The sequence below is a fragment of the Ralstonia flatus genome (assembly GCF_958439105.1).
GTDB classification, from domain to species: Bacteria; Pseudomonadota; Gammaproteobacteria; order Burkholderiales; family Burkholderiaceae; genus Ralstonia; species Ralstonia flatus.
This window is the reverse complement of the sequence record NZ_CAUDLI010000014.1, coordinates 1-26581: the sequence shown is the minus strand read 5'-3', so window position 1 is coordinate 26581 and position 26581 is coordinate 1. Positions and strand designations below refer to the sequence as shown.

The 26581-nt window shown below is 62.5% G+C and carries 25 protein-coding genes; 17 read left to right on the top strand and 8 right to left on the bottom strand.

What is annotated here, in order from left to right; genetic code table 11:
• Window positions 1-50 precede the first annotated feature (50 nt).
• The 5 genes from R2676_RS24385 to R2676_RS24365 form a co-directional block, all read right to left on the bottom strand.
• Window positions 51-389 (bottom strand): copper-binding protein, encoded by a 339-nt coding sequence (locus R2676_RS24385; RefSeq protein ID WP_009240726.1) that lies wholly within the window; start codon window positions 387-389, stop codon window positions 51-53.
• Window positions 386-3553: an efflux RND transporter permease subunit gene (locus R2676_RS24380; RefSeq protein WP_009240725.1), complete on the bottom strand. Its 3168-nt coding sequence runs from the start codon at window positions 3551-3553 to the stop codon at window positions 386-388. The genes R2676_RS24385 and R2676_RS24380 overlap by 4 nt, the downstream gene beginning before the upstream one ends.
• Entirely contained in the window at window positions 3550-5085 is a 1536-nt protein-coding gene (locus R2676_RS24375) for an efflux RND transporter periplasmic adaptor subunit (protein ID WP_009240724.1), read from the bottom strand. Before R2676_RS24375 ends, R2676_RS24380 begins: the two co-directional genes overlap by 4 nt.
• Window positions 5082-6383 (bottom strand): TolC family protein, encoded by a 1302-nt coding sequence (locus tag R2676_RS24370; RefSeq protein ID WP_009240723.1) that lies wholly within the window; start codon window positions 6381-6383, stop codon window positions 5082-5084. Before R2676_RS24370 ends, R2676_RS24375 begins: the two co-directional genes overlap by 4 nt.
• Before the next feature lie 71 nt (window positions 6384-6454).
• Window positions 6455-6859, bottom strand: a complete 405-nt coding sequence (locus R2676_RS24365) for a hypothetical protein (protein WP_009276929.1) — start codon at window positions 6857-6859, stop codon at window positions 6455-6457.
• Window positions 6860-7107: 248 nt separating this feature from the next.
• On the opposite strand from R2676_RS24365, the gene cueR reads away from it, so the two are divergent.
• The 17 genes from cueR (at window position 7108) to R2676_RS24280 (ending at window position 25079) form a co-directional block, all read left to right on the top strand.
• Window positions 7108-7536: a Cu(I)-responsive transcriptional regulator gene (gene cueR / locus R2676_RS24360; protein ID WP_009240721.1), complete on the top strand. Its 429-nt coding sequence runs from the start codon at window positions 7108-7110 to the stop codon at window positions 7534-7536.
• Window positions 7537-7548: 12 nt separating this feature from the next.
• The gene (locus tag R2676_RS24355) at window positions 7549-9957 is read left to right on the top strand and encodes a heavy metal translocating P-type ATPase (RefSeq protein WP_009240720.1); all 2409 of its coding nucleotides are present in this window, start codon (window positions 7549-7551) and stop codon (window positions 9955-9957) included.
• A gap of 606 nt (window positions 9958-10563) precedes the next feature.
• Window positions 10564-10821, top strand: coding sequence for a hypothetical protein (locus R2676_RS24350; protein ID WP_009240719.1), 258 nt, complete (start codon window positions 10564-10566; stop codon window positions 10819-10821).
• Window positions 10822-10952: 131 nt separating this feature from the next.
• Window positions 10953-11264 carry a hypothetical protein gene (locus R2676_RS24345; protein WP_009240718.1) on the top strand — a complete coding sequence of 104 codons (312 nt, stop codon included), beginning with the start codon at window positions 10953-10955 and terminating at the stop codon, window positions 11262-11264.
• A 69-nt stretch (window positions 11265-11333) separates the two neighbouring features.
• The gene (locus R2676_RS24340) at window positions 11334-11558 is read left to right on the top strand and encodes a DUF2933 domain-containing protein (RefSeq protein WP_223293270.1); all 225 of its coding nucleotides are present in this window, start codon (window positions 11334-11336) and stop codon (window positions 11556-11558) included.
• 391 nt (window positions 11559-11949) lie between these two features.
• On the top strand, window positions 11950-12258 hold the full coding sequence (locus R2676_RS24335) for a P-II family nitrogen regulator (protein WP_009240715.1): 309 nt from the start codon (window positions 11950-11952) through the stop codon (window positions 12256-12258).
• Between the two features lie 221 nt (window positions 12259-12479).
• Window positions 12480-13073 (top strand): sensor histidine kinase, encoded by a 594-nt coding sequence (locus tag R2676_RS24330; protein ID WP_139181143.1) that lies wholly within the window; start codon window positions 12480-12482, stop codon window positions 13071-13073.
• A gap of 158 nt (window positions 13074-13231) precedes the next feature.
• A complete protein-coding gene (locus R2676_RS24325; RefSeq protein WP_009240713.1) occupies window positions 13232-13492 on the top strand; it encodes a hypothetical protein in 261 nt (86 codons plus the stop codon).
• Between the two features lie 27 nt (window positions 13493-13519).
• A complete protein-coding gene (locus R2676_RS24320; RefSeq protein WP_316857687.1) occupies window positions 13520-13900 on the top strand; it encodes a zinc ribbon domain-containing protein in 381 nt (126 codons plus the stop codon).
• 221 nt (window positions 13901-14121) lie between these two features.
• A complete protein-coding gene (czcI, locus tag R2676_RS24315; protein WP_009240712.1) occupies window positions 14122-14469 on the top strand; it encodes a cation efflux protein, CzcI family in 348 nt (115 codons plus the stop codon).
• A 64-nt stretch (window positions 14470-14533) separates the two neighbouring features.
• Window positions 14534-15787 carry a TolC family protein gene (locus R2676_RS24310; RefSeq protein ID WP_009276932.1) on the top strand — a complete coding sequence of 418 codons (1254 nt, stop codon included), beginning with the start codon at window positions 14534-14536 and terminating at the stop codon, window positions 15785-15787.
• Window positions 15788-15802: 15 nt separating this feature from the next.
• On the top strand, window positions 15803-17380 hold the full coding sequence (locus R2676_RS24305) for an efflux RND transporter periplasmic adaptor subunit (protein WP_009240710.1): 1578 nt from the start codon (window positions 15803-15805) through the stop codon (window positions 17378-17380).
• A 13-nt stretch (window positions 17381-17393) separates the two neighbouring features.
• Window positions 17394-20570: a CusA/CzcA family heavy metal efflux RND transporter gene (locus R2676_RS24300; RefSeq protein ID WP_009240709.1), complete on the top strand. Its 3177-nt coding sequence runs from the start codon at window positions 17394-17396 to the stop codon at window positions 20568-20570.
• A gap of 63 nt (window positions 20571-20633) precedes the next feature.
• A complete protein-coding gene (locus R2676_RS24295; protein ID WP_009240708.1) occupies window positions 20634-21608 on the top strand; it encodes a cation diffusion facilitator family transporter in 975 nt (324 codons plus the stop codon).
• The gene (locus R2676_RS24290; protein WP_009240707.1) at window positions 21605-22282 is read left to right on the top strand and encodes a heavy metal response regulator transcription factor; all 678 of its coding nucleotides are present in this window, start codon (window positions 21605-21607) and stop codon (window positions 22280-22282) included. The genes R2676_RS24295 and R2676_RS24290 overlap by 4 nt, the downstream gene beginning before the upstream one ends.
• A gap of 3 nt (window positions 22283-22285) precedes the next feature.
• Window positions 22286-23644, top strand: a complete 1359-nt coding sequence (locus R2676_RS24285; protein ID WP_009240706.1) for a heavy metal sensor histidine kinase — start codon at window positions 22286-22288, stop codon at window positions 23642-23644.
• Between the two features lie 442 nt (window positions 23645-24086).
• Window positions 24087-25079: a DNA-binding protein gene (locus R2676_RS24280; protein ID WP_316857288.1), complete on the top strand. Its 993-nt coding sequence runs from the start codon at window positions 24087-24089 to the stop codon at window positions 25077-25079.
• A 61-nt stretch (window positions 25080-25140) separates the two neighbouring features.
• On the opposite strand, the gene R2676_RS24275 is transcribed toward R2676_RS24280, so the two are convergent.
• The 3 genes from R2676_RS24275 to R2676_RS24265 form a co-directional block, all read right to left on the bottom strand.
• Window positions 25141-25335, bottom strand: coding sequence for a hypothetical protein (locus R2676_RS24275; protein ID WP_124382928.1), 195 nt, complete (start codon window positions 25333-25335; stop codon window positions 25141-25143).
• Window positions 25336-25402: 67 nt separating this feature from the next.
• A complete protein-coding gene (locus R2676_RS24270; RefSeq protein WP_124382927.1) occupies window positions 25403-25663 on the bottom strand; it encodes a hypothetical protein in 261 nt (86 codons plus the stop codon).
• Between the two features lie 16 nt (window positions 25664-25679).
• Window positions 25680-26234, bottom strand: a complete 555-nt coding sequence (locus R2676_RS24265) for a plasmid fertility inhibition factor family protein (protein WP_410482525.1) — start codon at window positions 26232-26234, stop codon at window positions 25680-25682.
• Window positions 26235-26581: the final 347 nt, after the last annotated feature.

Below are 26581 nucleotides of genomic sequence, written 5' to 3'. Positions count from 1 at the left end.
GCATGTGGCGGCGCACGACTGAAGGGCCGCGCACCACCGACGGCTTGCTCTTACTTGCTCCGCAAATCGATCACGGTCGGCTGACCGTCGACCATATCAAAGACAGCCCACACCGCTTGGCCCTCCTTGAAGTGCTGCAGTGATGCCTTGTCCTTGACGGCAAACGTCATCGTCATGGCGCCCATACCGAGGTTGTCGATGGGGCCGTGCTTGAGCGTGATCTTGCCGGTGTCGAGGTACACCTTGCGGACCTCCGCCGCGACGGGCTTGGATGCCTGCTTGGCTTGACCTGCCGGCTTCATGTCCATGCCCTCCATCGACGTAGCCGCAAAGGCGGCGGGCGCCGACGCCAGCGTCAGAGCGAATACAACAGCGGAACCGTATTTCATCGTGAGACCTCGTCATGAGAGGGTGGTTGGGGAATGGATTGCCCCCTGCCGCGCTTGCGTAGCAGCAGGTAAACAGCAGGAACGACAAACAGGGATAGCAAGGGGGCGGTGAGCATGCCGCCGACCATCGGGGCGGCAATGCGCTGCATGATCTCGGAACCGGTACCGTGCGCCCACATGATCGGAATCAGACCGGCTAGGATGACGGCGACCGTCATGGCCTTCGGGCGCACCCGCAGCACCGCGCCCTCTTGAATGGCTTCCAGCAGCGCAGGTGTGGTGTTCTGGCCAGCCTCCTGCCGCTCCGACCAAGCCTGCTTGAGGTAGAGCAGCATGATCACGCCGAACTCGGCCGCCACGCCGGCCAGCGCGATGAAGCCAACGATCCCGGCCACCGACAGGTTGTAGCCCAGTAGATAGAGCAGCCAGAAGCCGCCAATCAGCGCCAACGGCAGTGTGCCCATGATGAGCAGCGCCTCGTCGATGCGGCCGAACACGAGGTACAGCAGCACGAAGATGATCAGTAGGGTGAACGGCACCACCACCTTCAGCTTGGCGCTGGCACGCTCGAGATATTCGAACTGACCGGACCAGCTCAGCGCGTAGCCAGCCGGCATGGGCACCGCCTTGGCCACGGCCGCTTGCATGTCCTGTACCGCCGAGCGCAAATCGCGTCCGCGGATGTCCACGTACACCCAGCCGGACAAGCGGGCGTTCTCGCTGCGCAACATCGGCGGCCCCTGCACGACCTGGATACGAGCGACGTCAGACAGCGTGATCTGCTGGCCGCGGTCGGTGACGATCGGCAGGCTGCGCAGTTGCTCGACCGAGTCGCGGTAGTCCCGTGGGTAACGCATGTTGATCGGGAACCGGGCCAGGCCATCGACCACTTCGCCCACGTTGTCTCCGCCGACGGCTGACGACACGATGCTCTGTACGTCTTCGATATTGAGCCCATACCGTCCCGCAGCCATTCGGTCGATATCGACGTCGACGTAGCGCCCGCCGGACAGGCGTTCGGCCAGCGCGGACGTGACCCCCGGTACGGTCTTGACTGCCTCCTCGATCCGCGTGGTCAGTTGGTCGATCTCCTTCAAGTCTGCGCCCGCCACCTTGATGCCGACCGGGCTCTTGATGCCGGTAGCGAGCATGTCGATTCGGTTGCGGATCGGTGGCACCCAGATGTTGGACAGTCCCGGCACCTTGACCACGCGGTCCAGTTCTTCCACAAGCTTGTCGGTCGTCATGCCGGGCCGCCATTGGTCGTGCGGCTTGAACTGGATGGTGGTCTCGAACATCTCGATGGGGGCCGGATCGGTGGCGGTGTCGGCGCGGCCGGCCTTGCCGAACACGCTGGCGACCTCCGGCACGGTCTTGATCAGGCGATCGGTCTGTTGCAGCAGTTGGGCGGCCTTGCCCGCTGACAACCCCGGCAGCGCCGACGGCATGTACAACAGGTCGCCCTCGTCCAGCGGCGGCATGAATTCACCGCCCGTGCGCAGGATCGGCCAGGCCGTGGCTGCAAGCAGCACAGCGGCGATGACAACCGTCGTCTTGGGATACGCCAGCACTCTGGCCAACACCGGTTGATAAAGCCGGATCAGCCAGCGGCTGAGCGGATTCGATTGCTCGGTCGGGATGCGCCCGCGGATCAGGTAGCCCATCAGCACCGGCACCAGCGTCACGGACAGCCCTGCGGCAGCGGCCATCGAGTAGGTCTTGGTGAAAGCCAGTGGCGAGAACAACCGTCCTTCCTGTGCCTCCAGCGTGAACACCGGAATGAACGACAGCGTGATGATCAGCAGCGAAAAGAACAGCGCCGGACCCACTTCCGCCGCCGATTCGCCGATCACGCTCCAGCGCTCGTGCCCCGTCAGGTTGCGGCCGGGATTGTCCGCATGCCAATGCTCCAGGTGCTTGTGCGCGTTTTCGATCATGACCACGGCCGCGTCGACCATGGCGCCGACGGCGATGGCGATGCCGCCCAGCGACATGATGTTGGCATTGACGCCCTGATAGCGCATCACCAGGAAGGCGGCGAGCACGCCCAGCGGCAGCGAAACGATCGCGACCAGCGCCGAGCGCAAGTGGAACAGGAACACCAGGCACACCAGCGCGACGACGATGAATTCCTCGAGCAGCTTGTGCGTCAGGTTCTCCACCGCGCGGTTGATCAGCGCGGAACGGTCGTAGGTCGGCACGATCTCGACACCGGCTGGCAGGCTCTTCTGCAGCGTGGCGAGCTTGGCCTTGACGGCTTCGATGGTTTCCAGCGCGTTCTTGCCGGAGCGCATCACGATGACACCGCCGGCGACTTCACCCTGGCCGTCGAGATCGGCAATGCCGCGTCGCATCTCTGGGCCGAGTTGGAGCGTGGCGACGTCGCCCAGCCGCACAGGAATGCCGGCATCGCTGGTCACCAGCGGAATCTGCCGGAAGTCGTCGAGCGTCTTCAGGTAGCCACTGGCACGGACCATGTACTCTGCCTCGCCCAGTTCCAGCACCGAACCACCGGTCTCCTGGTTGGCCGCCTTGAGCGCCGCCAGTACTTTGGCTTGGGACAGGTTGTAGGCGCGTAACCGATCCGGCATGAGGACGACCTGGAACTGCTTGACCATCCCGCCGAGCGAAGCCACCTCGGCCACATTGGGCAGCGACTTGAGCTCGAAGCGCAGGAACCAGTCCTGCAGCGCGCGCAGTTGGCTGAGGTCGTGCTGGCCGCTCTTGTCCACCAGCGCGTACTCGTAGATCCAACCCACGCCGGTTGCGTCGGGGCCCAGTGCGGGCTTGGCGGCGGCAGGCAGGCGGGACTGCACCTGGTTCAGGTATTCCAGCACGCGCGAGCGTGCCCAATACAGGTCGGTGCCATCCTCAAACAGCACGTAGACGAAGGAGTCACCGAAGAACGAATAGCCGCGCACGGTCTTGGCGCCCGGCACCGACAGCATGGTGGTGGTCAGCGGATAGGTGACCTGGTTCTCCACGATCTGCGGCGCCTGGCCGGGAAACGGTGTGCGGATGATGACCTGCACGTCCGACAGGTCGGGCAGCGCATCGAGCGGCGTGCTACGCACGGCCCACAATCCCCACGCGGTCAGCATCAGCGTCGCCAGCAGGATCAGGAAGCGGTTGCGGATGGACGCCAGAATTAGCCGGGCGATCATGGCTTGCCTCCCTGATCCGTGCTGGCGGACGCGACGGAGGAGAGGACCGCCATGCCGTCCTTGTCCAGGTGGAAGCGGAACCGCACCCGGTCGCCCGGCTTCAGGCCCTTCGGCAGGCCTGCCGACGGCGCCCCGAATTCCATCGTCATGGCACCCCACTGAATCGATGGAATCGGCCCATGCGAGATCGTTAGGCCTTCACCCGTGACGGCCTCGATGCGGCCGACGCCTTCGTGCTCGGTGGTGGCTGCTGCGGGCGCGGAGGCCGCAGCCGGTGCCGCCATGCGCTCGGTGGTGCCGCGCAGGCTGGCTTCCGAATCGATCAGGAACTGGCCGGAGGTGACCACTTTCTGGCCAGCCTTGAGGCCCGCTAGGATTTCGACCATGCCGGCGGCCTCGCGCCCGGTCTTGATCTCGGTGGCCACAAAGCCCGCCTGGCCACCATCGACCATGACAATGCTGCGCTGACCGGTACGGATGACGGCCTCCAACGGGAGGGTCAACACATCCTGCTGCTCACCGCTGTCAAAGCGGACCGTAGCAAACATGCCCGGCAACAGGTGCCGGCCCTTGTTGGGCAGGATGATGCGCACCTTGATGGTCCGCGTCGCCGGGTTGACGTCGGGCAACACAGTGTCGACCTTGCCGACCAGGGGCTCGGCTGCCCCGGTCGGCAGCACCTTGACCGCCAGGCCCGGCGAGATGGTGCGAGCCTGGCCTTCCGGCACCTCGGCAACCACCCAGACCTGGCTCAAGTCGGCCAAGCGGAACAGCGTCATGCCGGGGGAGACCGTCATCCCGTCCCGCACCGCGACCTCGGTCACGATGCCATCGATTGGGCTTGCGATACCTACACTGGGCTGCAGCCGTCCGGATGCCTCGACCGCGCTGACCTGACCCGGCGTCATGCCGGCTTGCAGCATGCGCGCCTTGGCCGCGCTGGCGAGATCGGCCTGACCGTGTGCCGACTGGTGCAACACGGCCAGATACTCTTCCTGGGCCGCCACCCAGTCCGGCGAATACAGCGTCACCAGTGCCTGCCCACGCCGCACGGGGTCGAGGGTTGCCCTGACCGCAACGTGCTGGACGAAGGCGTTCGTGCGCGCCTGGATCACTTGCACGCTGCGTTCGTCGATGGCGATGTTGCCGGGCGCCTCCAGCACCGCGCTCAACCGGCCGGCCTTGACCTCGGCCGTGCGGATGCCGAGGTTTTGCGCGACACGGCTATCAACCGTGATGCCGCTGGCACCGCTATCCCCCTCGGCGTAGACGGGCACCAGTTGCATGTCCATGAAGGGGGATTTGCCTGGCTTGTCGAAGCGCTGCCCCGGCACCATAGGGTCGTGCCAGTACAGCACCTTCTTACCGGTCTTGGGATCGATGTCGCCGGCCCCGAGGCTGGAGGCCGGGCTGGCCGGCATCGACGATGGTGTCGACCGGCCCCCCTGGTTGACGCCGACCCGGTAGGCGCCGTAGATGGCGGTCCCGACAAGAACGAGCCCCGCGGCCGTTGCAATGACCTGTTTTTTCATTTGCGTTCCTTGATGGCGGACTCGGTCTGCGCGGTGGGCAGCGGAACCAGGAAGGTCAGGTCCGCCCACAGCTTGGCCGTCTTGGCTTCCAACGCGAGCCGTTCTAATTCCGTATCGATGGCTCGGTGATTGGCCTCGGCCACGGCCAGCAGCGATCCGGTATTGGCCCGGTAGGCGGTCAGGGCCGCTTCCGCCTGCGTGCTGGCGAGCGGCAGAGTCTTCTCGTCGTAGCGCTTGAGCCGCTCGAGATTGCGCTGCAGCTCGGCGAGCTTGGCGCCGACCATGGCCTGGGTATCGCGCCGGAGGATTTCGGACTTGGCGCGAGCTGCCTGGGCTTGCGCCAGCCTGGCCGCCACTTCGCGGTCCTGCCGGTTGCCTTGGTCCCAAGGCAGCGGAAAACTGACGTTCACGGAGCCCATGTTCGAGAATGCGGAGCCGCGCTGGCTGTACATCAACTCGACAGTGACATCCGGCTTCTTTGCTTGCGCAGCGGCCCGGATCTCGCTCTCGGCCAGCCCCACCTCGCGCTGCGCGGCGGTGATCTCGGGCACGGCATCCAGGTCCCCGCGCACCAACCGCTCGACCGGCGGGGGGGCATCGAGATGTGGGGGTTCGGAGAGCGGGCGGTTGGCGGCCGGGCCAACCCAGCGCTCCAGCGCGACGGTGCTGGTCGCCACGGCAGCGCGGTTTTCGTCCAGGCGATCGTGCAGCTTCTGGATTTCCAGCTCCATCGCCAGCACGTCGGCGCGCGTGCCCCGTCCACTGCGATACGCGGCAGTCGCCGCCTGCAACGCGAGTTCCAACGGGTGGTCATGGTGGCCTAGCAACGTGCCGGTCTGTTCGGCATACCAGCGGTCCAGCCACGCACCGACGGCGTTGCGCTGCACGTTGGCGAGGCCAACGGCGCGCTGTGCTTCAGCAGATGCCGCCTCAGCCTCGAAGCGTGCAGCCTTGGCGCGGCGTTTGTCCCCACGTGTGAACTCCTGCATCACGCTGATGGAGCGCATGGTCATGAAGTCCCGGCTGATCGAAAACTGGTCGGGGCCGTTGACCGGCACGTTGTTGAGTCCGAACTTGAGTATGGGGTCCGGCAGTTGGCCCGCGGCGACCGCCATCTGCGTCGCAGCTTCGATGGTCCCTCGAGAGGACTCCGCATCGCTGGCATGCGCAGTGGCGAGCGCGACAGTTTCCTCAACGGAAAGCGGAGGGACGGATTGCGAGGTCGCGGCATGCGACATCGCGATGCCGAAAGCAGGCGCGCAAAGCAACGCCAGCGTCAGGCGACGAGGAAAAAGCATAAAGCCTCCAAGAACGACGACAGCTCCCCCAGTCTAGAGAGGGGAAACATTGGATGACGTCGGTCTGGAGGCTACGTTTGGAAACTGCAGTAGAGAATGGCCAGCGGAGGCGGGGGAGCGCGCGCTGTTACCTCGGCACGCAGCACAGCACGGACATCGGCATGGACCACGGGCGTCGGCGCGATGACGCCGGCCAGCACCGGCAAAAACACCGGCAGTTGCGGTGCGACATGGTCGGCGCTCTTGGAGTCGGCCTGGCAGTGGGCTAGGCAAAGCGCGCCGTTGTCCTTGTCCTGGCTGCTACCGTGATCGGCCATGTCAGCGCACGATTCGGTCAGAGTTGCCTTTGCCTCGCCACCGCCCATCTGGTACTGGCTGCCGGCACAGGCGTAAGCCGTCGCTGCCAGTTGAACTGTCAGAAAAACCAGCAGGAGGATGCCGGCGAAGAAAGGATGCCGGCGTGGCGTGTGACGCAAGGGTTCTTTGCAGTGGCAGGATTTTCGCAAGGATACCGTTTTTTGCTCGCGATGCAACTGCGCGGAAAGCGGGATCAACCGCCCGTATCGCCATCGGGCAAAAGCACGATGGCACCGTCCTTGACCTTCCCATTTGGGAAGGGTGTAGCGTGAAACCGTGAAGATTTGGGTACGTGTCGGTCCCGCGGAAGATGTTACGAGCACGGGATACCGAAGGTGCTATGCGCACACGAAGCGAGGAGCACGCCATGAATATCGGACAAGCCGCGAGCGTCTCCGGCGTCTCGGCCAAAATGATCCGCTACTACGAAAGTATTGGCTTGGTCGCTTCGGCTGACCGGAGTGAGGGGAACTACCGGATGTATCGTGAAAACGACATCCACACCCTGCGCTTCATCGGGCGTGCGCGGGCGTTGGGTTTCTCCATGGTGCAGATTCGAGAGCTGCTTGGGTTGTGGCAAAACAAGCGGCGCGCGAGCGCGGCGGTCAAGGCCATCGCGTTGCAGCGCATTCAGGAACTGGACGCCCGGATTGCCGCGCTCAGCGGCATGCGGGACACCCTGCGGTATCTGGCGCAGCATTGTGATGGCAACGATCGCCCCGACTGCCCGATCCTGGAGGCCATCGGCAGCGCTGCCCCACGGCAGTTGCCCGCACCACAGGCCACAAGGCATTGAGGCGCCGCGAAAATGAGCGACCAACAACAGCATCCGCATATGTCATCCCCTGCGCCCGGGCACGACGGCGAGCCGGAGCGTGCCCAAGGTGGGGGCCACCAACATGCCACGGCGACCCGACTGACACTCGTGACCGCCACTGAGGAACGGGACCCGGTGTGCGGGATGACGGTCAAGCCCAATACGCCGTACCAGTCAAGCTACGCGGGGACCCGATACAGCTTCTGCGGCGCAGCATGCCAGCAGAAGTTCGAGGCGGACCCCACGCGGTACACGCATCCTCATGTCGCCTCCGCTGCTGACACTGCCAACGCGGCGCCGGACACCGTCTACACCTGCCCCATGCACCCCGAGATCCGTCAGGACCATCCGGGGAGTTGCCCAAAGTGCGGCATGGCGCTTGAGCCGGCGATGCCGAGTCTGGAAGCGGATGAGAATCCCGAACTCGCCGCGTTCCGCCGACGCTTCTGGTGGACTTTGCCGCTGACGATCGCCGTCGTAGCGCTGGTGATGCTGGGGGGGCGTGTCAAGGGAGTGGCTCCGGCGGCGCAAGGCTGGGTAGAGCTTGCCTTGTCCACGCCCGTGGTCTTGTGGGCCGGCTTCCCCATCTATGCCCGATGCCTGCAGTCGTTCCGCAACCGCAGCCCGAACATGTGGACGCTGATTGGCCTGGGCACCGGCGCGGCCTTCATATACAGCGTTGCGGCCACTGTTGCGCCCGAGCTGTTTCCCCGCAGCTTTGTAGTGCATGGCCGCATTGCGGTCTACTTCGAAGCCGCTGCCGTCATCATTTCACTGACGCTGCTCGGCCAGATTTTCGAATTGAAGGCACGTTCGCAGACTTCGGCCGCCATCAAGTCGCTGCTTGGCCTGGCACCCAAAACGGCACGTCGCATCAAGCCGGATGGCAGCGAGGAGGATATTCCGCTCACGCACGTGCATGTCGGCGACTTGCTGCGAATTCGACCGGGCGAGAAGGTGCCAACCGATGGCGTCGTGACCGAAGGAGCAAGCGCCATCAACGAATCGATGATCACCGGTGAGCCATTGCCCGTTTCCAAGCGCCCTGGCGACCACGTGATCGGTGCCACGCTCAATACGTCGGGTAGCCTGGTAATGCGCTCGGAAAAAGTCGGTGCCCAAACGGTGCTGTCGCAGATCGTGCAGATGGTGGCCCAGGCCCAGCGCTCGAAGGCGCCCATGCAGCGCATGGCGGACCAGGTGGCCGGCGTGTTCGTGCTGGTGGTGGTGGCCATCGCCGTGCTTGCTTTCTTTGGTTGGGGATTCTTCGGTCCCGAGCCGAGCTGGGTCTTTGGGCTGGTCCATGCGGTGGCCGTGCTGATCATCGCCTGTCCATGTGCGCTGGGGCTGGCGACTCCGATGTCGATCATGGTGGCCAGCGGCAAGGCGGCAACCCAGGGCATTCTGTTCCGCGATGCGGCGGCCATCGAGCAGTTCCGCAAGGTCGACACCCTGATCGTCGACAAGACCGGCACACTGACCGAGGGCCATCCGGCTTTCGAGCAGGCGCTAGGCGTCGGCCCATTCACTGAGATCGAAGTGATCCGACTAGCAGCGAGTCTAGACCAGGGCAGCGAACACCCGCTGGCGGCCACCATTGTCACAGCGGCGCGCGAGCGCAGCCTGGCTTTGGGGAAAGTGGAGCAATTCACAGCAGATGCAGGCATGGGCGTGCGGGGTCAGGTCGACGGCGACCAGCTCATCCTCGGCAACGCTGCCCTGATGCGGCAGGAACATGTAAGTACCGAACCGTTGGCGCTGCAGGCCGATGCCTTGCGCCAGCGCGGCGCCAGCGTCATGTACTTGGCCGTTGACCGGAAGTTGGCGGGGCTGCTTGCGGTCTCGGACCCGATCAAGGCCAACACGCCCGAAGCGCTAGCGGCGCTCAAAGCGGCCGGGATTCGCGTGGTGATGGCCAGCGGCGACAGCATCGCCACAGCGCGAGCCGTGGGCGGCCGTCTTGGCATTGAGGAGTTTCACGGCGAGGTCAAACCGGCTGACAAGCTGGCGCTGGTCGCAAAACTTCAAGCCGAAGGCCACGTGGTGGCAATGGCCGGCGACGGCATCAACGATGCGCCAGCCCTGGCCAAAGCCGATGTCGGCATCGCTATGGGAACCGGTACCGATGTGGCGATGCACAGCGCCCAGGTGACGCTGGTCAAGGGCGACCTGCGCGGTCTTGCGCGCGCGCGGGAACTGTCGCAAGCCACCATTGCCAATATGAAACAGAACCTGGGATTTGCGTTCGTCTACAACGCGCTGGGCATCCCGCTGGCCGCTGGCCTGCTGTATCCATTCACGGGGTGGCTGCTGTCGCCGATGATCGCGGCATTGGCCATGAGCCTGAGTTCGGTGTCAGTGATTGCCAATGCGCTGCGGTTGCGCGCGCAGGTGCCTTAGGCGCTGCATTTTGGATGAAGATCATGCCCACCGCCTATGGTCCCCCATTCGTGCCCGCCTTGTGGTCAAGTTTTGGCGGGCCTAGACTGAACGCACCTGTTTGCAGGGATACATGAAGCATCACCATCACCCCCTCGCTCGGTTGCTTGCGCTAGCGTTGCTCGCGACGGTGTTGTTCACGCGCGTGGCGATTGCGGGATACGTTTGCCCGCCCGGGTCAGGGACCATGGTGGATGCCTCGGCGATGGCCGTTTCCGTCGTGAACTGCCAGGACATGGACGAGGCGCAGCCTGCGCTTTGCGCGGACCATCGGCACGATGGGCGCCATTGGGCGGATGCCAACGGCCATGCTCACGATCTTGGCATGTTGCCCGCTGCCATCGGGCTCATACACGTTCTACCTCCAACGCCTCATGCCGGACCGGTTACCCGGACGGCCCATCGGCCCGTTGCAGTGCCTGGGCCCATCTACCTCGCAACAGCACGCTTGCGAATCTGATCGATCCCCATCCGCGGGCAGTCCGTCGCCGCGAGCCTTGATTTCAGTCGCCTCCCGGCGGGATGTCTGCGGATTCCCGTTTGGATCGGGCCCGAAGGAAACCTTGTGTGGGGAAGACCAACGTGAACTCCGTTCTCAGAATCGCCGTATCTATTTTGTTCGGTGTCGCCGCTAGCGCCGCCTTCGCGGGTCCCAACTGGGACGCCATCAACAGTGCGCGCGCGGCTGCGAAGCATTCTGCCGCCGCTTCCGGTACCGCATCGAGCAAAGAGGCGATGCAGAAGCAGTGCGCTGAAATGATGAAATCGACGGATGCCCGCCCGGCAGACGGCGGCAGCCCGAAGGGCTTACCCGAAGCGAAATGAGCGTGTGTGCCGCGGCCGATGATCGAAGCGCCCGCGTCAGCGTGATGCGGGTGCCGAGAGACCAGTCGCTCGGTCGATGACACACGAAATCAGGTGAGCGCTATCCAACTCAATCGAATAGGGAGATTGACATGAAGACGCAATCAGTCGTGGCCGCTGCGCTAGCGCTTGCCCTGCTTGGGGCTGGTGGCTGGAGCATGGCAGCCAGCCCCAGCCGTGGCACCGACGGCACCAAGCCGGGTTCGCAAGACCCCATGCACTCCATGATGATGGATCACATGATGGGCGGCGGCGACGGAATGATGGGCGGCTGTCCGATGATGGGGCAGTTGCCACCCGGCAACGAGAAGCTCTCGATGCAGATGCATGGAGAAATGATGCAGGCGATGGGAGAGATCCTGCGCAAGTATGCGGACAATATCCAGACACCCTCGTCGAAATGACGGTGGCCGGCCGTATCGAGAACCACCGAGTACCACAGGAGTACCGCTATGAAATGCAATACGAGAACCATGGCCGCTGTGGGCGCTGCCCTGGTGGCGATCTTGGCAGTCGCCTATACCGTTTTCCCGTCAGTTCGTGCCTTCGTGCTGGGCATTGGCCCCTACCTGTTGATTCTGGTCTGCCCGCTATCGATGTGGCTGATGATGAAAGGCATGCAAGGTCAAGACGACCAGCGGCGTTCGACAACCGACGACACGCCTGAGCGGAAGCAGCCGTTTCGGATCGAAAAGTGAATCGTGGCGCGGTGCAGGCACGTATCACAGATGCGAGCACCGCCACGAGCACGCCAAGGACAGGAGGTGGCGTGATGGGCGAACTATCGACATGGAAGGTGGTCTGGATCGTCCTGGCCGTCGTCGGCGCCATCGCGATCCTCGGGGGATTGGGCATGCTGGCGATGCACCGTTGCATGACAGGCAGTTGGACGTGCTGCCAACAGACTAGCCATACCGTTGGTTGGGTTGGGCCGACTGCGTTGGAAGCTGGAAGCTCACAGGACTCGAGGACACGCGACGTTCAGCACGCGTGATAGCGCCGCTGATGGCTTCCTGGACGTGCAGGACTTGAAGACATCGAGAGCGTAACGAAAACTGGCGCAGCAGCCGGGGTATCAAGGAGACGGTCATGAGCATCAAATGGGTGATTGCCATTGTTCCCACCGAACTGCTGGAGCAGCTAGAAAGGAAGCTTGCGACCGTCCACGCCCCGGACCTGACGATCACAAGGGTCAAGGGGTATGGCGAGTACAAGAATTTCTTTTCCAGCGACCTGACCAGCGTGCATACCAAGGTTGAAATTTTCGCGGACGAGGCCGACGTCGAGGCCATCACCAACGCCATCGTCGAGGTCGGAAAGTCGACGGTGCCGGGTGCCGGGATCGTGGCGGCTGTTCCCGTCGAGAAGCTCTTGCACCTTCACATCGAGTCCAAGTGATGTGACAGGCAGTACTCACGTGCGCAGCCCCCAGCCTGCGGTACTCCACCACACGTCCAGGCACGTTCACCATTGCAAAACGTTTATACCAAGATGACATTTCTGTCATCTTTGGTTGCGGCGATGCTTTCCGGTCTACGCTGGTGCCGAAATCTGGAGCCTCCGGACAACCGGTGGCTCCAACCGTTCGAATCGCACTCAGGGCGCCATGCCGAACTATCGTGTCAGCTTTCAAGAACCATCAAATCATGCACGGTCCCCGCTCGTTGGCGTGGCGGACAAGTGCACTTGCGACGTTGGGAACGATGGCAGCAGTAGTCGTCCAATCGGTCTTTGCGGGCTCAGGACAGATCGCAGCGACCCCAAGTCTCACCTGGGCTCTCATCTGGGCGCTGATCCTGCCGCTGATTGTGGGTATGTGCACCCATCGTCTGGTCTCGCGCAGCCTGTCGCCAATGCGGTGCCTCGCAGCCAAGGGCGATCAGACAGCCTTTGGGATTGTTCATCTTTCGCTGTCGGGAAGCATACCGACCGAAGTTCAACCGTTGGTCGATGCCTTGCGCGACGTTTCGTCGAAGCACGAAGAGACCGTGGCGGCTGTGCGCTCGATTTACACCGATCTCAATCACGACTTGCGCACTCCGCTGCATACTCTCGCCTTGCAAACAGAAGTGACATTGATTGCCCCTCGCAGCGCCGAAGAATATGAGGCCTTGTTGCGCTCGAACCTGGAGGAGTTTGCGCGGCTAGCGACTGCTACCGACAGGACGCTGCAGGCGCTACGCGAGCTCGCGCTGCGGCGCCATGAATCGTGACGATGCGACTCGCGCGCACGGACACCGGAGCCAAGCGCCGCTCGGCGCTCTACATGACAAGATTGTAATAAGGTCGTCATGAGCGTGCGGGTGCCGTCTCCGTAGACTGCTCACACGGTCAACCACGGTGGTTGACCACTGACACGGAGAACAAAGCCATGAAGACCACGTCCAAGATTGCAGTTGCCGGCATCCTGCTGTTTGCTTCGACGATGCCTTCGTTTGCGGCCGGCATCGGCACCCAGGTGAACTCGGTTCTCGAGAACGCTCGCGCCCAGGGCCCGCGCGACCCGTACACCGATGGTGGCCGTGCGCAGTCGCGTGATCCGTACACCGACGGCCAGAGTGTCACGCAGCGGGACGTCTATACCGGCGGCGCGAACGTTGCACAACGCGACGTCTACACCAACGGGCTGTAACTCAGTCATTGGAATTGACGATCGCTGATGCTTTCAAAGGCCGGCGACTCGCCAATCGCAGCGGGTCCCGCAGGGCAGCCCCTGGTCCTCCATACTGAAGCGCTACAAAACTACGGATGTAAACGCATGAGTCTGCTCAAGCGATTGTTCGGCGGTCACCACGGTGGCCACCGCCCGAACGGCGGTCACCACGGCAGACGCCATGGTGACGCTCACGACCGCGCCCAGGCGGGGATCCCCTCGAATCCTTGGCCCACCACTTGTCTCGGGTGTGGCTCGATTGCATCGCAGCGGGCGCGGTTTTGTCCGCAGTGCGAAAAATCACTTACCGGGGTGGTGTGTGGTCAATGCGGGAGCACGGCCCAGCCGGGCGCGAAATTTTGTGCCGAATGCGGCACCGCGCTGTAGCGCCGACCTCGTCGTGCACTGCGCGGCTCTCTCCGACAAGCAGGCCTTTTGGTCTCGGTCGTAGCCGCCGGATTCGCTCCCGGATGCAGTCTTGTGTTGGGCGCGCGCGCCGCTAGACCTCGCCCTGTCATCATCCGTATCCCGCTCTTCGAGTAAACTGACGCGCAAATTCGTAAAGCGGTGCCATTTGCGCGCGCCAGCCAACACTTCTTCAGCCATTCATGCGGCGGTTCTGCTTGATCCTGCTTTTGTTGATCCTGCCATTCCAGTTCAACTGGGCGGTAGCGGCCGCCTATTGCCAGCATGAAGAGGCCAGCCAATCCAAGTGGCATTTCGGCCACCACGAGCACCACCATCAATCCAGCACAAAAGCGGGGCATGACAAGAAGGCCGTGATCGATACGGACTGCGGCGTATGTCATCTGGTCTCCGCCGCAATGGCCTGCGGTCAGCCACTTCGCCTCGACACGGTCGATCGCGCCCAGACGCCGCCCGTTTCACATGCGTTGAAATTGACCTCATCTAGCACCCGCGCACCGGATCGCCCCCAATGGCGCCGTCTCACATAGACGGCGAGACCCACTGAACCTGCGTCTCGCCGAATTCCCACGGTTTGTATCCTGGTGCAATTCGATGCGACGACTATTTTTGCCGCTTGGGCTAGCGGCTGTTGTGATCAGCCCATCTTTTGCTGCGAATTCCAACGCGGCACCCCTTGTTTCTTCCGGCACAGTACTGGAGGCTCCTGGTCCTTTGACGCTTGAGCGCGCCATGGAATTGGCGAGTGCAGGTAACTTCACGCTTTTTGCTGCGCAGAAAGAAGTCGATGCCAATGAAGGTGCGGTCATGCAGGCACGCACCATTCCCAACCCCGAAGTGGCCGCGACCATGGAGGACACGCGCTCGGAGTCGCGCACGACGACCGGACAGCTCAATATTCCTGTGGAGCTGGGCGGCAAGCGTTCGGCGCGTATCGTCGCGGCCGAAAAAGGCCGGGAACTCGCGCAAGCGCAACTGGCGACAACGCGGGCCGAACTGCGATCCAACGTGATTCGCGGCTTCTTTGAAGTGCTGGTTGCCCAGGAACGGGTCAAGCTCGCGCAGGCCTCGGCGGACTTGGCCGCCAAGGGCGCGCAGGCAGCAACGCGCAGAGTGGCAGCGGGCAAGATCTCGCCGGTCGAAGAAACCAAGGCAAAGGTCGAGCAAGCCAACGCCGAACTCGAACTCGACAACGCCAACGCCGAACTGCGTTCCGCACGGGCCTCGCTTGCAGCGCTCTGGGGCAACGCCACGCCGCAGTTCTCCGCGGCGCAGGGTAGCCTCGACGCGCTGCCGTCACGGCCCGGTCTCACGGAGCTGCTGACCGAGCTCGACCACTCGCCGCTCGTATTGGCCGACCAGGTCGAGCTGGATCGCCGGCAAGCCCTGGTGGGCGTGGAGCGCAGCCGCCAATACCCCGATGTGACCGTCAGCGTGGGCGCCAAGCGCGACAACAGCGCGAATCGCAACATGGCGGTGCTAGGCGTGTCGATTCCGCTGCCCTTGTTCGATCGCAATCAGGGCAACCTGTACGAGGCCATCCGGCGTGCCGACAAGGCGCAGGACGAGGTGCTGGCGAACCGCATCCGGCTCTCCAATGAGATGCAGCAAGCGTCGAACGAATTGACGGTCTCTCGTCGCTCCGCGCAGACGCTCAAAGAGACGATCCTGCCGGCCGCCGAGCAAGCCTATAGCGCAGCGGCACGGGGCTTCGAAGCCGGGAAGTTCAATTTTCTGGACGTGCTGGACGCACAAAGAACGTTGTTCCAAGCACGCATCCGTTATCTCGACGTGTTGGCGAAGGTCTATCAATCCGCGACGACCGTCGACCGCCTGCTAGGCCGCTAACTCAGAATCCGAACCATGTCTATTACGAATAAGCAGAAGACTGCGATCGCGGCTCTAGTGGCTGCGGGCCTGATCGCCACCGGCACCGTTCTATTTTTGGGGCGCTCGACAGAGGGCAATGAGTCCGCTCGCGAGGCGGCCGAACACGCAGAATCCGCCGGTCACCAGGACCGCGAACACCACGGCGAGCCGTCGCAAGGCAAGCATGAAGACGCGGTAGCACATGGCGACCAGGAGCACCATGACGCGCCGAAGAAGGGCCCACACGGCGGTAATGTCTACGCTGCTGGCGACGCTACCGTCGAGTTCGGCATGGCCGAGGACGGTGGGGAGCCCAAGCTAAAGCTGTGGGTCGTCCGAGACGGCAAGCCCTTGGTTGCCAATATCTCGGCCAGTGGCGCCATCAAGAGAGTAACCGGCGAATCGATGCCGATCGGCTTCAAGATCACGAAAGACAGCCTGGAGAGCGAGGCCGCCATTGCCGAGCCCCACGTTTTTGGCGCGACCGCGTCCGTCATGTTGCCGGGCGTTCAGAAACCGATGACGGTTGCCTTCTCCAAGGAGGAAGGCAAGATCGAATTGACAGTCGACCAGATCGCCAAAGCCGGCGTGGGTGTGGAAGTCGCAGGCGCTGCAGCGGTCCAGTCGGGCGTGCAATTCCCGGGAGAAATCCGCTTCAATGAAGACCGCACGGCCCATGTGGTACCGCGTCTTGCGGGGGTCGTCGAGCGTGTCCCCGCCAATATCGGCGAGCAGGTCAAGAGCGGACAGGTATTGGCGGTCATTGCGAGCACCGCCCTGTCCGAGCAAAGAAGCGAACTGCTTGCGGCCCAGAAGCGCTTGAGCCTGGCTCAGACGACCTACGCGCGCGAGAAGCGCCTGTGGGAAGAGAAGATCTCCGCGGAGCAGGATTACCTGCAGGCCCAGACGGCACTGCAGGAGGCGCAAATCGCCGTGCAGAACGCGCAGCAAAAACTGGTTGCGATCGGGGCCGCACCGGCCACGACGGCCCTGAACCGATTCGAGCTGCGCGCACCATTCGACGGCATGGTGGTGGAAAAGCATCTGGCAATCGGTGAAGCCGTCAAGGAGGATGCGAACGTCTTCACGATTTCCGATCTGTCCTCCGTGTGGGCGGAGTTCGTGGTGGCGGCCAAGGATCTGGGCAATGTTCGCGTCGGTCAGCAGGTCACGATCGGCTCGACCGCCTTCGACAGCAAGGCGACCGGCTCGGTGTCCTATGTGGGCTCACTGCTTGGTGAGCAGACGCGCACGGCAAAGGCCCGCGTCACGCTGGCGAACCCCGGCATGGCTTGGCGTCCTGGCCTGTTCGTGACGGTGCAGGTCTTGGGGCCAGCCGTTCAAGTCCCTGTTGCAGTCAGGGCGGATGCGATCCAGGAAGTTAATGGCAAGCCGGCAGTGTTCGTTGCGGTGCCGGGCGGTTTCGTCGCCCAGCCAGTCAAGACCGGGCGTTCTACTGGCAAAGTGGTGGAGATCACGGAAGGCCTGAGCGCCGGCGCGCGCTATGCCACCGCGAACAGCTTCGTCCTGAAAGCCGAACTCGGCAAGGCTAGCGCCGAGCATGAGCACTGACACGGAGACGGGCATGTTCGAACGCATCATCCGGTTTGCCATTGAGCAACGTTGGCTTATCATCCTCGCCGTGCTCGGGATGGCAGCGCTCGGCGTCTACAACTACGGGAAGCTTCCCATCGACGCGGTGCCTGACATCACCAACGTCCAGGTGCAGATCAATACCGCGGCGCCCGGGTATTCTCCGCTGGAGACCGAGCAGCGGATCACCTACCCCATCGAGACCGTGATGGCAGGCTTGCCGGGGCTCGAGCAGACGCGCTCGCTGTCCCGGTACGGCCTGTCCCAGGTGACAGTGATCTTCAAGGACGGCACGGACATCTATTTCGCTCGCCAACTGGTGAACCAGCGGATCCAGGAGGCCAAGGAACGGCTGCCCGGCGGGGTCACACCCGCCATGGGTCCAATCTCCACGGGGCTGGGGGAAATCTACCTGTGGACCGTCGAAGCGGAAGACGGCGCTCGCAAGCCCGACGGGGCAGCCTACACGCCCACCGATCTGCGGGAAATTCAGGATTGGGTGGTCAAGCCGCAACTGCGCAACGTGACCGGCGTGACCGAAATCAATTCGATTGGTGGTTACGCCAAGGAGTACTTGGTTGCGCCCAGCCTGGAACGGCTGGCTTCCTACGGGCTGACGCTCACGGATCTGGTGAGCGCACTCGACAAGAACAACAGCAATGTCGGCGCCGGCTACATCGAGCGCCGCGGCGAGCAGTACCTCGTACGCGCCCCTGGACAGGTCAAATCGCTCGACGATATACGCGACGTCATCGTGGGCACGGCGCAAGGGCAGCCCATTCGCATCCGCGACGTCGCCGATGTTGACATCGGACGGGAGCTGCGCACCGGTGCCGCCACGGAGAACGGCAAGGAGGTCGTGCTGGGTACAGTGTTCATGCTGATCGGCGAGAACAGTCGGGCGGTATCCCAGGCCGTCGACAAGAAAATGGCGGAGATCAATCGTACGCTCCCCGCCGGCGTCAAGGCCGTGACCGTGTATGACCGGACCGTGCTGGTCGACAAGGCGATTGCTACGGTCAAGAAGAATCTGCTCGAAGGCGCGACTCTCGTTATCGCCATTCTTTTCCTGTTCCTGGGCAACATCCGCGCCGCTGTCATCACGGCGATGGTCATCCCGCTGGCGATGCTGTTCACGTTCACCGGCATGGTCAGCTACAAGATCAGCGCAAACCTGATGAGTCTGGGGGCGCTGGATTTCGGCATCATCATTGACGGCGCGGTGGTGATCGTCGAGAACTGCGTGCGTCGCCTGGCGCACGCGCAGGAGCACCACAAGCGAGAGCTGACCCGCAGCGAGCGTTTCCACGAGGTGTTCGCGGCCGCGCGGGAAGCGCGGCGACCGCTGCTCTTCGGCCAACTCATCATCATGATCGTGTACTTGCCGATCTTTGCCTTGACGGGAGTGGAGGGCAAGATGTTCCACCCCATGGCGTTCACGGTGGTACTGGCGTTGCTTGCTGCCATGGTGCTGTCCATGACGTTCGTGCCGGCGGCGGTCGCCCTGTTTATCGGGCGCAAGGTGGCGGAGAAGGAAAACCGGCTGATGGAGTGGGCCAAGCATCGCTATCAGCCGATGCTCGAAGCGTCCCTGGCCAACACGCCCGTCGTACTGACTTTCGCGTGCATTGCGATCGTCTTCTGCCTGGCCGTGGCGTCCCGGTTGGGAAGCGAGTTCGTGCCGAATTTGAACGAGGGCGACATCGCGATCCAGTCGCTGCGCATTCCCGGGACGAGCCTGTCTCAATCGCTGGAGATGCAAAAGCAGGTCGAGTCGACGCTCAAGGCCAAGTTCCCCGAGATCGAGCGCATCTTCGCCCGTACCGGGACGGCGGAAATCGCCTCCGACCCGATGCCGCCCAACATCTCGGACGGCTACATCATGCTCAAGCCGCAGGCGCAGTGGCCCAAGCCAAAGAAGACAAAAGAGGAGCTGCTCAGTGCGATTCAGGCGGAAGCTGAGAGGATTCCCGGCAACAACTACGAGTTCTCGCAGCCGATCCAGCTGCGCTTCAACGAGTTGATCTCCGGCGTTCGCTCCGATGTGGCGATCAAGATTTTCGGCGACGACAACGATGTGCTCAATGAAACAGCCGGCAAGGTTGCGGCGGTATTGCAAGGCATACAGGGTGCTACGGAAGTCAAAATCGAACAGACCACTGGGCTTCCCATGCTGTCGGTCAACATCGATCGCCAAAAGGCGGCCCGGTATGGATTGAACATGAGCGATGTGCAGGACGCGGTTGCGATTGCGATCGGCGGGAAGGAGGCAGGCACGTTCTTCCAGGGCGACCGACGGTTCTACATTCTGGTGCGCCTGCCCGATGCCGTACGGGGTGACTTGGAGGCGCTGCGCCGCTTGCCGGTGCCACTGCCCAAAAACGGTGCCGGCGAGTCGAAGACGACCTATATCCCCTTGAGTGAAGTGGCCTCGCTCGACTTGGCCCCCGGGCCAAATCAGGTGTCGCGTGAGAATGGCAAGCGCCGCATCGTCATCAGCGCCAACGTGCGAGGCCGGGACATTGGGTCGTTCGTGCCGGAGGCCGAGGCCGCAATTGAGCGGCAGGTCAAGATTCCCACTGGGTACTGGATTACCTGGGGCGGTACGTTCGAGCAATTGCAGTCTGCAACGACGCGGCTGCAGATCGTGGTGCCGGTTGCGCTGCTGCTCGTGTTTGTCCTGCTCTTTGCGATGTTCAACAACGTGAAGGACGGGCTTCTCGTGTTCACCGGCATTCCGTTTGCGTTGACTGGCGGTATTCTCGCGTTGTGGTTGCGAGGCATACCGCTCTCCATTTCGGCGGCGGTCGGCTTTATCGCGCTCTCTGGTGTCGCGGTGCTCAACGGTCTGGTGATGCTGTCGTTCATCCGGTCGCTGCGCGAAGAAGGTCAATCGCTCGATACCGCGATCCGCACCGGGGCCCTTACGCGCTTGCGGCCCGTTTTGATGACGGCGTTGGTCGCCTCGCTTGGCTTCGTCCCCATGGCCATTGCCACAGGAACGGGAGCCGAGGTGCAGCGGCCGCTTGCCACCGTGGTCATTGGCGGGATCCTTTCATCGACGGCACTGACCCTGCTGGTATTGCCGGTCCTCTATCGCCTGGCGCACCGCAAGGACGAAGCCGAGGACGTGGAGCGGACGGGCGAGATGGCACCGCGGTCCGCCTGACGGAGATGGAGTTGACGGCGCGGGTACAGAAGGTCCGCGCCGCTTACGCAAGGAGCTTTCGCCATGGGCGCAGGACATGACCACAGCCATGCAACCGGGAACGAGCGTGCATTGAAAATCGCGCTCGCGCTGACCAGCACGTTTCTGCTCGCCGAGTTGATCGGCGGCATTTTGACCAAGAGCTTGGCGCTGATCTCCGATGCCGCGCATATGTTCACGGATGCCGCGGCACTGGCCATTGCGCTCGCAGCGATCCAGATCGGCAAGCGGCCGGCAGACAAGCAGCGGACGTTCGGGTACTACCGTTTTGAGATTCTGGCGGCGGCCTTCAATGCGCTGTTGCTGTTTGGGGTAGCGCTGTACATCCTCTACGAGGCATATCAGCGCTTGCGCGCGCCTGCCGAAGTGCAATCGTTGGGCATGCTGGGGATCGCCACCATCGGCCTCGTCGTCAACATCGTCAGCATGCGAGTTCTCGCAGGCGGCCGAGAACAGAGCCTCAACATCAAGGGGGCCTACCTGGAGGTCTGGAGCGATCTGCTGGGCTCGATCGGCGTCATTTTTGCGGCGATCGTTATCCGGTTCACCGGTTGGACCTGGGTCGATTCGGCTATCGCCGTGCTGATTGGGCTGTGGGTGCTGCCTCGCACCTGGATCCTGCTCAAATCCAGCATCAACATTCTGCTTGAAGGCGTGCCAGAGGATATCGACTTACCATCCGTGGAGCAGGCGCTGTTGACAATTCCCGGCGTTCGCAGCATGCACGACCTGCATGTGTGGTCCTTGACGAGCGGCAAGACCAGCTTGACGGTGCACTTGGTCAACGAACCCGCCGTCAATCCCGAACGCGACATTCTGCCGGTCGCCCGAGACCGGCTTGCCGAACGCTTCGGCATCACGCATATCACCATCCAGTTCGAACTGCGGCCGTGCGCGCAGGCGGATGCCGTGACGCATTTCCGGCCCAGCGAGCCTATTGCTGCTGCGACGAGCGGCCAACCCGACGAACGCCACGGTCATCAAGGACACTCTCATTGAAAATACTGGTCATCGAGGACGAGGCTCGAACCGCGGAATACCTGCTCAAGGGCCTGACTGAATCCGGATTTGTTGTCGATATTGCCGCAAACGGCATGGACGGGGCGCATCTCGCCAGCGAGGTGCGGTACGACCTGATCCTGCTGGATGTCATGCTGCCGGGTGCAGACGGCTGGAGCGTGATCAAGATGATCCGGCAGAAGAGTGATGTCCCGGTTCTGTTTCTGACGGCGCGGGATGACGTGGCCGATCGGGTACGTGGTTTCGAACTCGGCGCCGACGACTACTTGGTGAAGCCGTTCGCGTTTGCCGAACTGCTCGCCAGAATTCGCCGCTGCCTGCGGCAAAGCAGCGGTCGCGAATCCGAGCATCTGAGCGTCGGCGATCTCGATATCGATGTCCTTGGCCGCAAAGTCGTACGCGCCGGCGTCAAGGTGGAGTTGACCAGCCAGGAGTTCGTCCTGCTCCATCTGTTGGCTCGCCGCAGTGGGGAGGTGCTTTCCCGCACGTCCATCGCCTCGCACGTCTGGGATGTCAACTTCGATACCGACACGAACGTCGTGGACGTGGCGATACGCCGTCTTCGCGCCAAGCTCGATGAGCCGTTCGATACCAAACTGATCCATACCGTCCGGGGCATGGGTTATGTCCTTGATCCTCATCGCGGAAAATGAGACGTGGCGCGTTCACTGATCGGTCGGCTGACCTCGCTATTCTCGATCCTGGTCACGTTTGCGCTGGCTAGCATGGGGGCCTACGCCTACTACGCCCTGGATACTCAACTACGCTCGCGGGACGTAGAAATCATCGAGGCCAAGCTGACGCAGGTGAGCCACCTGGTCCGAGACGCTGGCAGCCTTGAGCAGACCGAGAAATTCGAACACAGCTTGTTCGATCTGGTCAGGGGATACGATGGTTTGGCGTTGAGACTCCGAACACCGCAAGGCAGGCTCGTCTATCGAACGGCTGACGGCCTGCGATCGGATTTCGATCTGGCTGCCACTGGGTCCGGAATTCATGACGACGGCACATGGATCATGGGGAAGCGTATCGTCGAGGCGAGTGATGGCGTACCGTTCGCCACAGTATCGGTGGCCAAGAACGGAAACGATCGGCGCCAGGTGGTGATCCGGCTGGGCAATAGCATCGTCGTCGGCATTCTGGTGGGCGCGGTTCTCACTGCGCTTCTTGGTGCCTTGATCACCCGGCGTGAACTCAGGCCAGCACAGGCACTGATTCAGCAAGTGCACCGGATTAACGTCGAACGACTCAGCTACCGCGTCGACGCCCCCAGTACGCCAACGGAAGTCCACGAAATTGGCGTCGCATTCAATGCCATGCTGGAGCGACTGGAGTCGGGCTATGAGCGGTTGTATCGTTTTTCCGCCGATCTCGCGCACGACCTGCGCACGCCATTGAATAACCTGATCGGCCACACCGAGGTGGCGCTCTCGCGTGAACGAGAAGTAGCCGACTACGTGACCCTGCTGGAGGACAACTTGGCGGAATATCAGCGCCTCTCGCGCATGATCGACTCCATGCTCTTCCTGGCGCGCGCCGATGCGGCAACGGTCGAACTGGACCGTGTGCCAATCGAGCTCGGCACCGAATTGTCCAAGCTGGCGAGTTACTTTGCCGTACTGGGTGAAGACAAGGGCGTGAAGATTGAGGTCTCGGCGTCCGGCAGTGTGAGTGCCGACCTGACCATGTTCCGGCGCGCCGTCGGCAACCTGCTCTCGAACGCGGTCCGCCATGCTGACAATGGCTCGGTCGTGAGCTTGAACTGTCAGCGTGACGAAGACTCTGTCACAGTGCACGTATTGAATCAGGGCGTCCCGATACCTGACAAGGATAGGGAACGCGTTTTTGATCGGTTCTATCGTGGCGACCAAGCGCGTTCCCACTCTGATCAGTCGACCGGTTTAGGGCTCGCCATCGTGAGATCTATCATGGAGTTGCATGCGGGCACTGCATCGGTCGCGACATTCCCTGGCAGCGTCACCCGGTTCTCACTCCGGTTTCCGTTCGTCGATTAGCGAGCTGGGTGCGCGTATAGCGAGGCTTGGCGTCTCGCATTTGACAAGCATGCGAGCCGGCCCGACAGATGCAAGACCAGCGGAGATTGGCTGCTGGGGCACCACCATACGTTGCCGTGGAAAGGTGAACGTTTTTGGGGTGTGGCACTTGGCATCTCGCCTAACGACGAACCGCGGCTACGCAAGGTGAGTTTTCGCGTTGCCGGCCGCAACGTACTGTCGCCTTCCGCCGTGAGACAGGTGAGCGCGGCCAGCATTTCGAGAATCGCGCTTTTCTGGAGTTTCGTACCGAAGGTTTGGACTGGAGCCCTATGTGAGAGGTTTCACACGTGATAATCCGCCATTATCGTGTGTGAAAAATTACCAGAATTCTGTAGCTTGACGCCTCAATTTGGTACGTATATACATGGTACGTATTACGGTATCAAATTGTAGGAGCACCATGGCCCGTGCAGGACTGAGCCGCTTGGACGTGAAGCGCGCCCGCGATTCGCTGGCTGCCCAAGGGCAGCACCCCTCGATCGATGCGATACGTATCGCGCTAGGCAACACCGGCTCGAAGACGACCATCCACCGCTACCTGAAGGAACTGGAAGAGGAGGACGGCACGGCGCTGACGCGCACCGGTTCGCTCTCCGACGCCATCCAGGATCTGGTGGCCCGGCTGGCGGCGCGCCTGCACGAAGAGGCGCAGGCGACAATTGATCAGCAAATCACCGCCGCGGCCGCGCAGCGCCAACAGGCCCAGGCGGAGGCCGACAAGCTGTCCGCAGATCTCGCCGCGCTGCGCGCCGAGTTGGCGCAGGCTCACGCCAACATTGCCAACGTGCGGGCCGCGCACAGTGACACGCAGACGGCGCTGCAGCAGCGCACCATCGAGGCTGGGCGCTCGGCACAGCAGGTTCAGGACCTCACGGCCCGGCTGGCCGAGCATGAAGGCTTCCGCCGCTCGCTGGAGGAGAAGCTGCAGCATGCCCACCAGGCACTGGACCACTTCCGCAACGCTAGCAAAGAGCAACGGGATCAGGACGCGCGCCGGCACGAGCAGCAGGTCCAACAACTGCAGGCGGAAATCCGGCAGGCCAATCAGGCACTGATCATCAAGCAGGGAGAGATCACGCAGTTGAACAAGGATGGCGCGAGGCTGGTCGCCGAAGCCGGGGCCGCGGCGAAGCGTGTCCGTGAGTCGGAGGCACGTGGCGAACAGACTCTGACGGCGCTGAACCAGGCGCGCGCAGACTTGGCCCGAGCAGAAGCGGAACGGGACGCGCTGCGCACAACGGTGCAGACGCAGACGGACGGGTTCGCGGCCGTGCGTGCGGAACGTGAGCAGATGGCAGCAGAGTTGGCCAAACTGGCGGCACGCCTGGAAGCCCAGCAGACGCTACTGACCGACTACCGGGCGCAGCTCGGCTTGGCTGGGCCGGCGACCTGAAACGCTAAGATTTTGCGCGCGAAGGATGCTCCTTGACGGTCCGTCCGTCGCAATTGACCACTCACGCCCGAATCGACCAAAGAAGAAACCAAGCGAGATACAGCAGGCCGATTGCGATAAGGAAGGCGGCAACCCCAAGGTAGTAGCGGCTGCCATAATGTGGCTCGGCTGAACGATACGCGCGATGCGAATGCTGAATGTGCGGCTTCATGATGTGCGGGGGAGGTGCACGGGTGATGGTTGAAGAATAGGTCATTCTTCCCATGCAAGTTCTGCGCCCACGTGTGGCCGCGCTGGAGTTCGCCTGACAATGAAAAAGGCCTCTAGGCAAAGGGGAATACTGCGCGGCTCGGTCGTATGACGGCGACCCCGTTGATGTCGAAGTGATAGGCTTGACCATTCGATTCGAAGGACAGGCAGCGTGGTGTCCAGCCCAAGGCCAGCAGTTGCCGCACCTCGACGCCATCGACGGTGAGGCCGCCCGGCGCGACGGTAATGCTCTCGCAGTCAAGGCGCAACGAGGCAGCCCCCTCTGCAAGGCGAGCTTCTTCGATCAGGATTGTCCTCGGGAAGCGGATAGGCATGACCGACCGACTCGAATCAAGTGCCGCAGTAGCGTTCGAGCAAAGCTGCTTCCGTTTCATGCACTTCAACCGGAAAGCTCGTAGCGCCGGCAAACACTATGTAGCGCGCACGATGCTGGCCGTTTCGGAAGGAGGCGACACCTTCCTTGTCCAAGCCAATTAGACCGAGCAGTGTGCGCCTGTTTCGCACCCTGAAAGTGACATAGGGCATCTCAGGGATTCTTGCTTGGCTAGGATCGAGGAACTCACAGATGCCGCGGACCTTGCCCGGATACCAGTCCTCCACCCTTGGCAGCACGTAGTCCGTGGTGTCGCGATCTGCACAGGAGAGCAATTTCTTGGCATCGACCATCACGACCCGGTGGCGCGAATCGTCGGATACAAACGCACGCTTCAGGCGCGTGAACGCATACGGCTCATGGTTGCGAAGCCGGACATTCCAAATCTCGATGTCGCTGCAATGCGCCTGATCGACTTCCACCCCATTCCCCGAAAGATGAATTTTTGCCCAGCAATTATGCCAACGGGTGATGAAAAAGTGGTTCTGCTCCCACCGAACGCACCTCGGCATAGCGGGCCCAGCAGCGTAACGGGCAACTTGCTGGACGGCGCGGCCAGCGTCAATATTCGGCAAAAACGGCATATTCACTGCGCAGTGAACATGCTGCCCGCCGCAGCCGCGCCCAACTGGCCAGAGCCGTGAAACCGTAAGAAATCGCACGAAAAGGACGGCTTGTTCGAAATCATCAAATCCGTAACCCGCTGAATAAAAAGAGGATTCCGGACGAAGCCGTAAGAAAATGCACGAAGTCGGGTAGCCGCACCGCATTGCTGCGACGCGGCCCCCTAAGAACCGTACGTGCGAGTTTCCCCGCATACGGCTCAAGCCTTTCAAAGCCCCGTTGCCGGAGCCGGTTT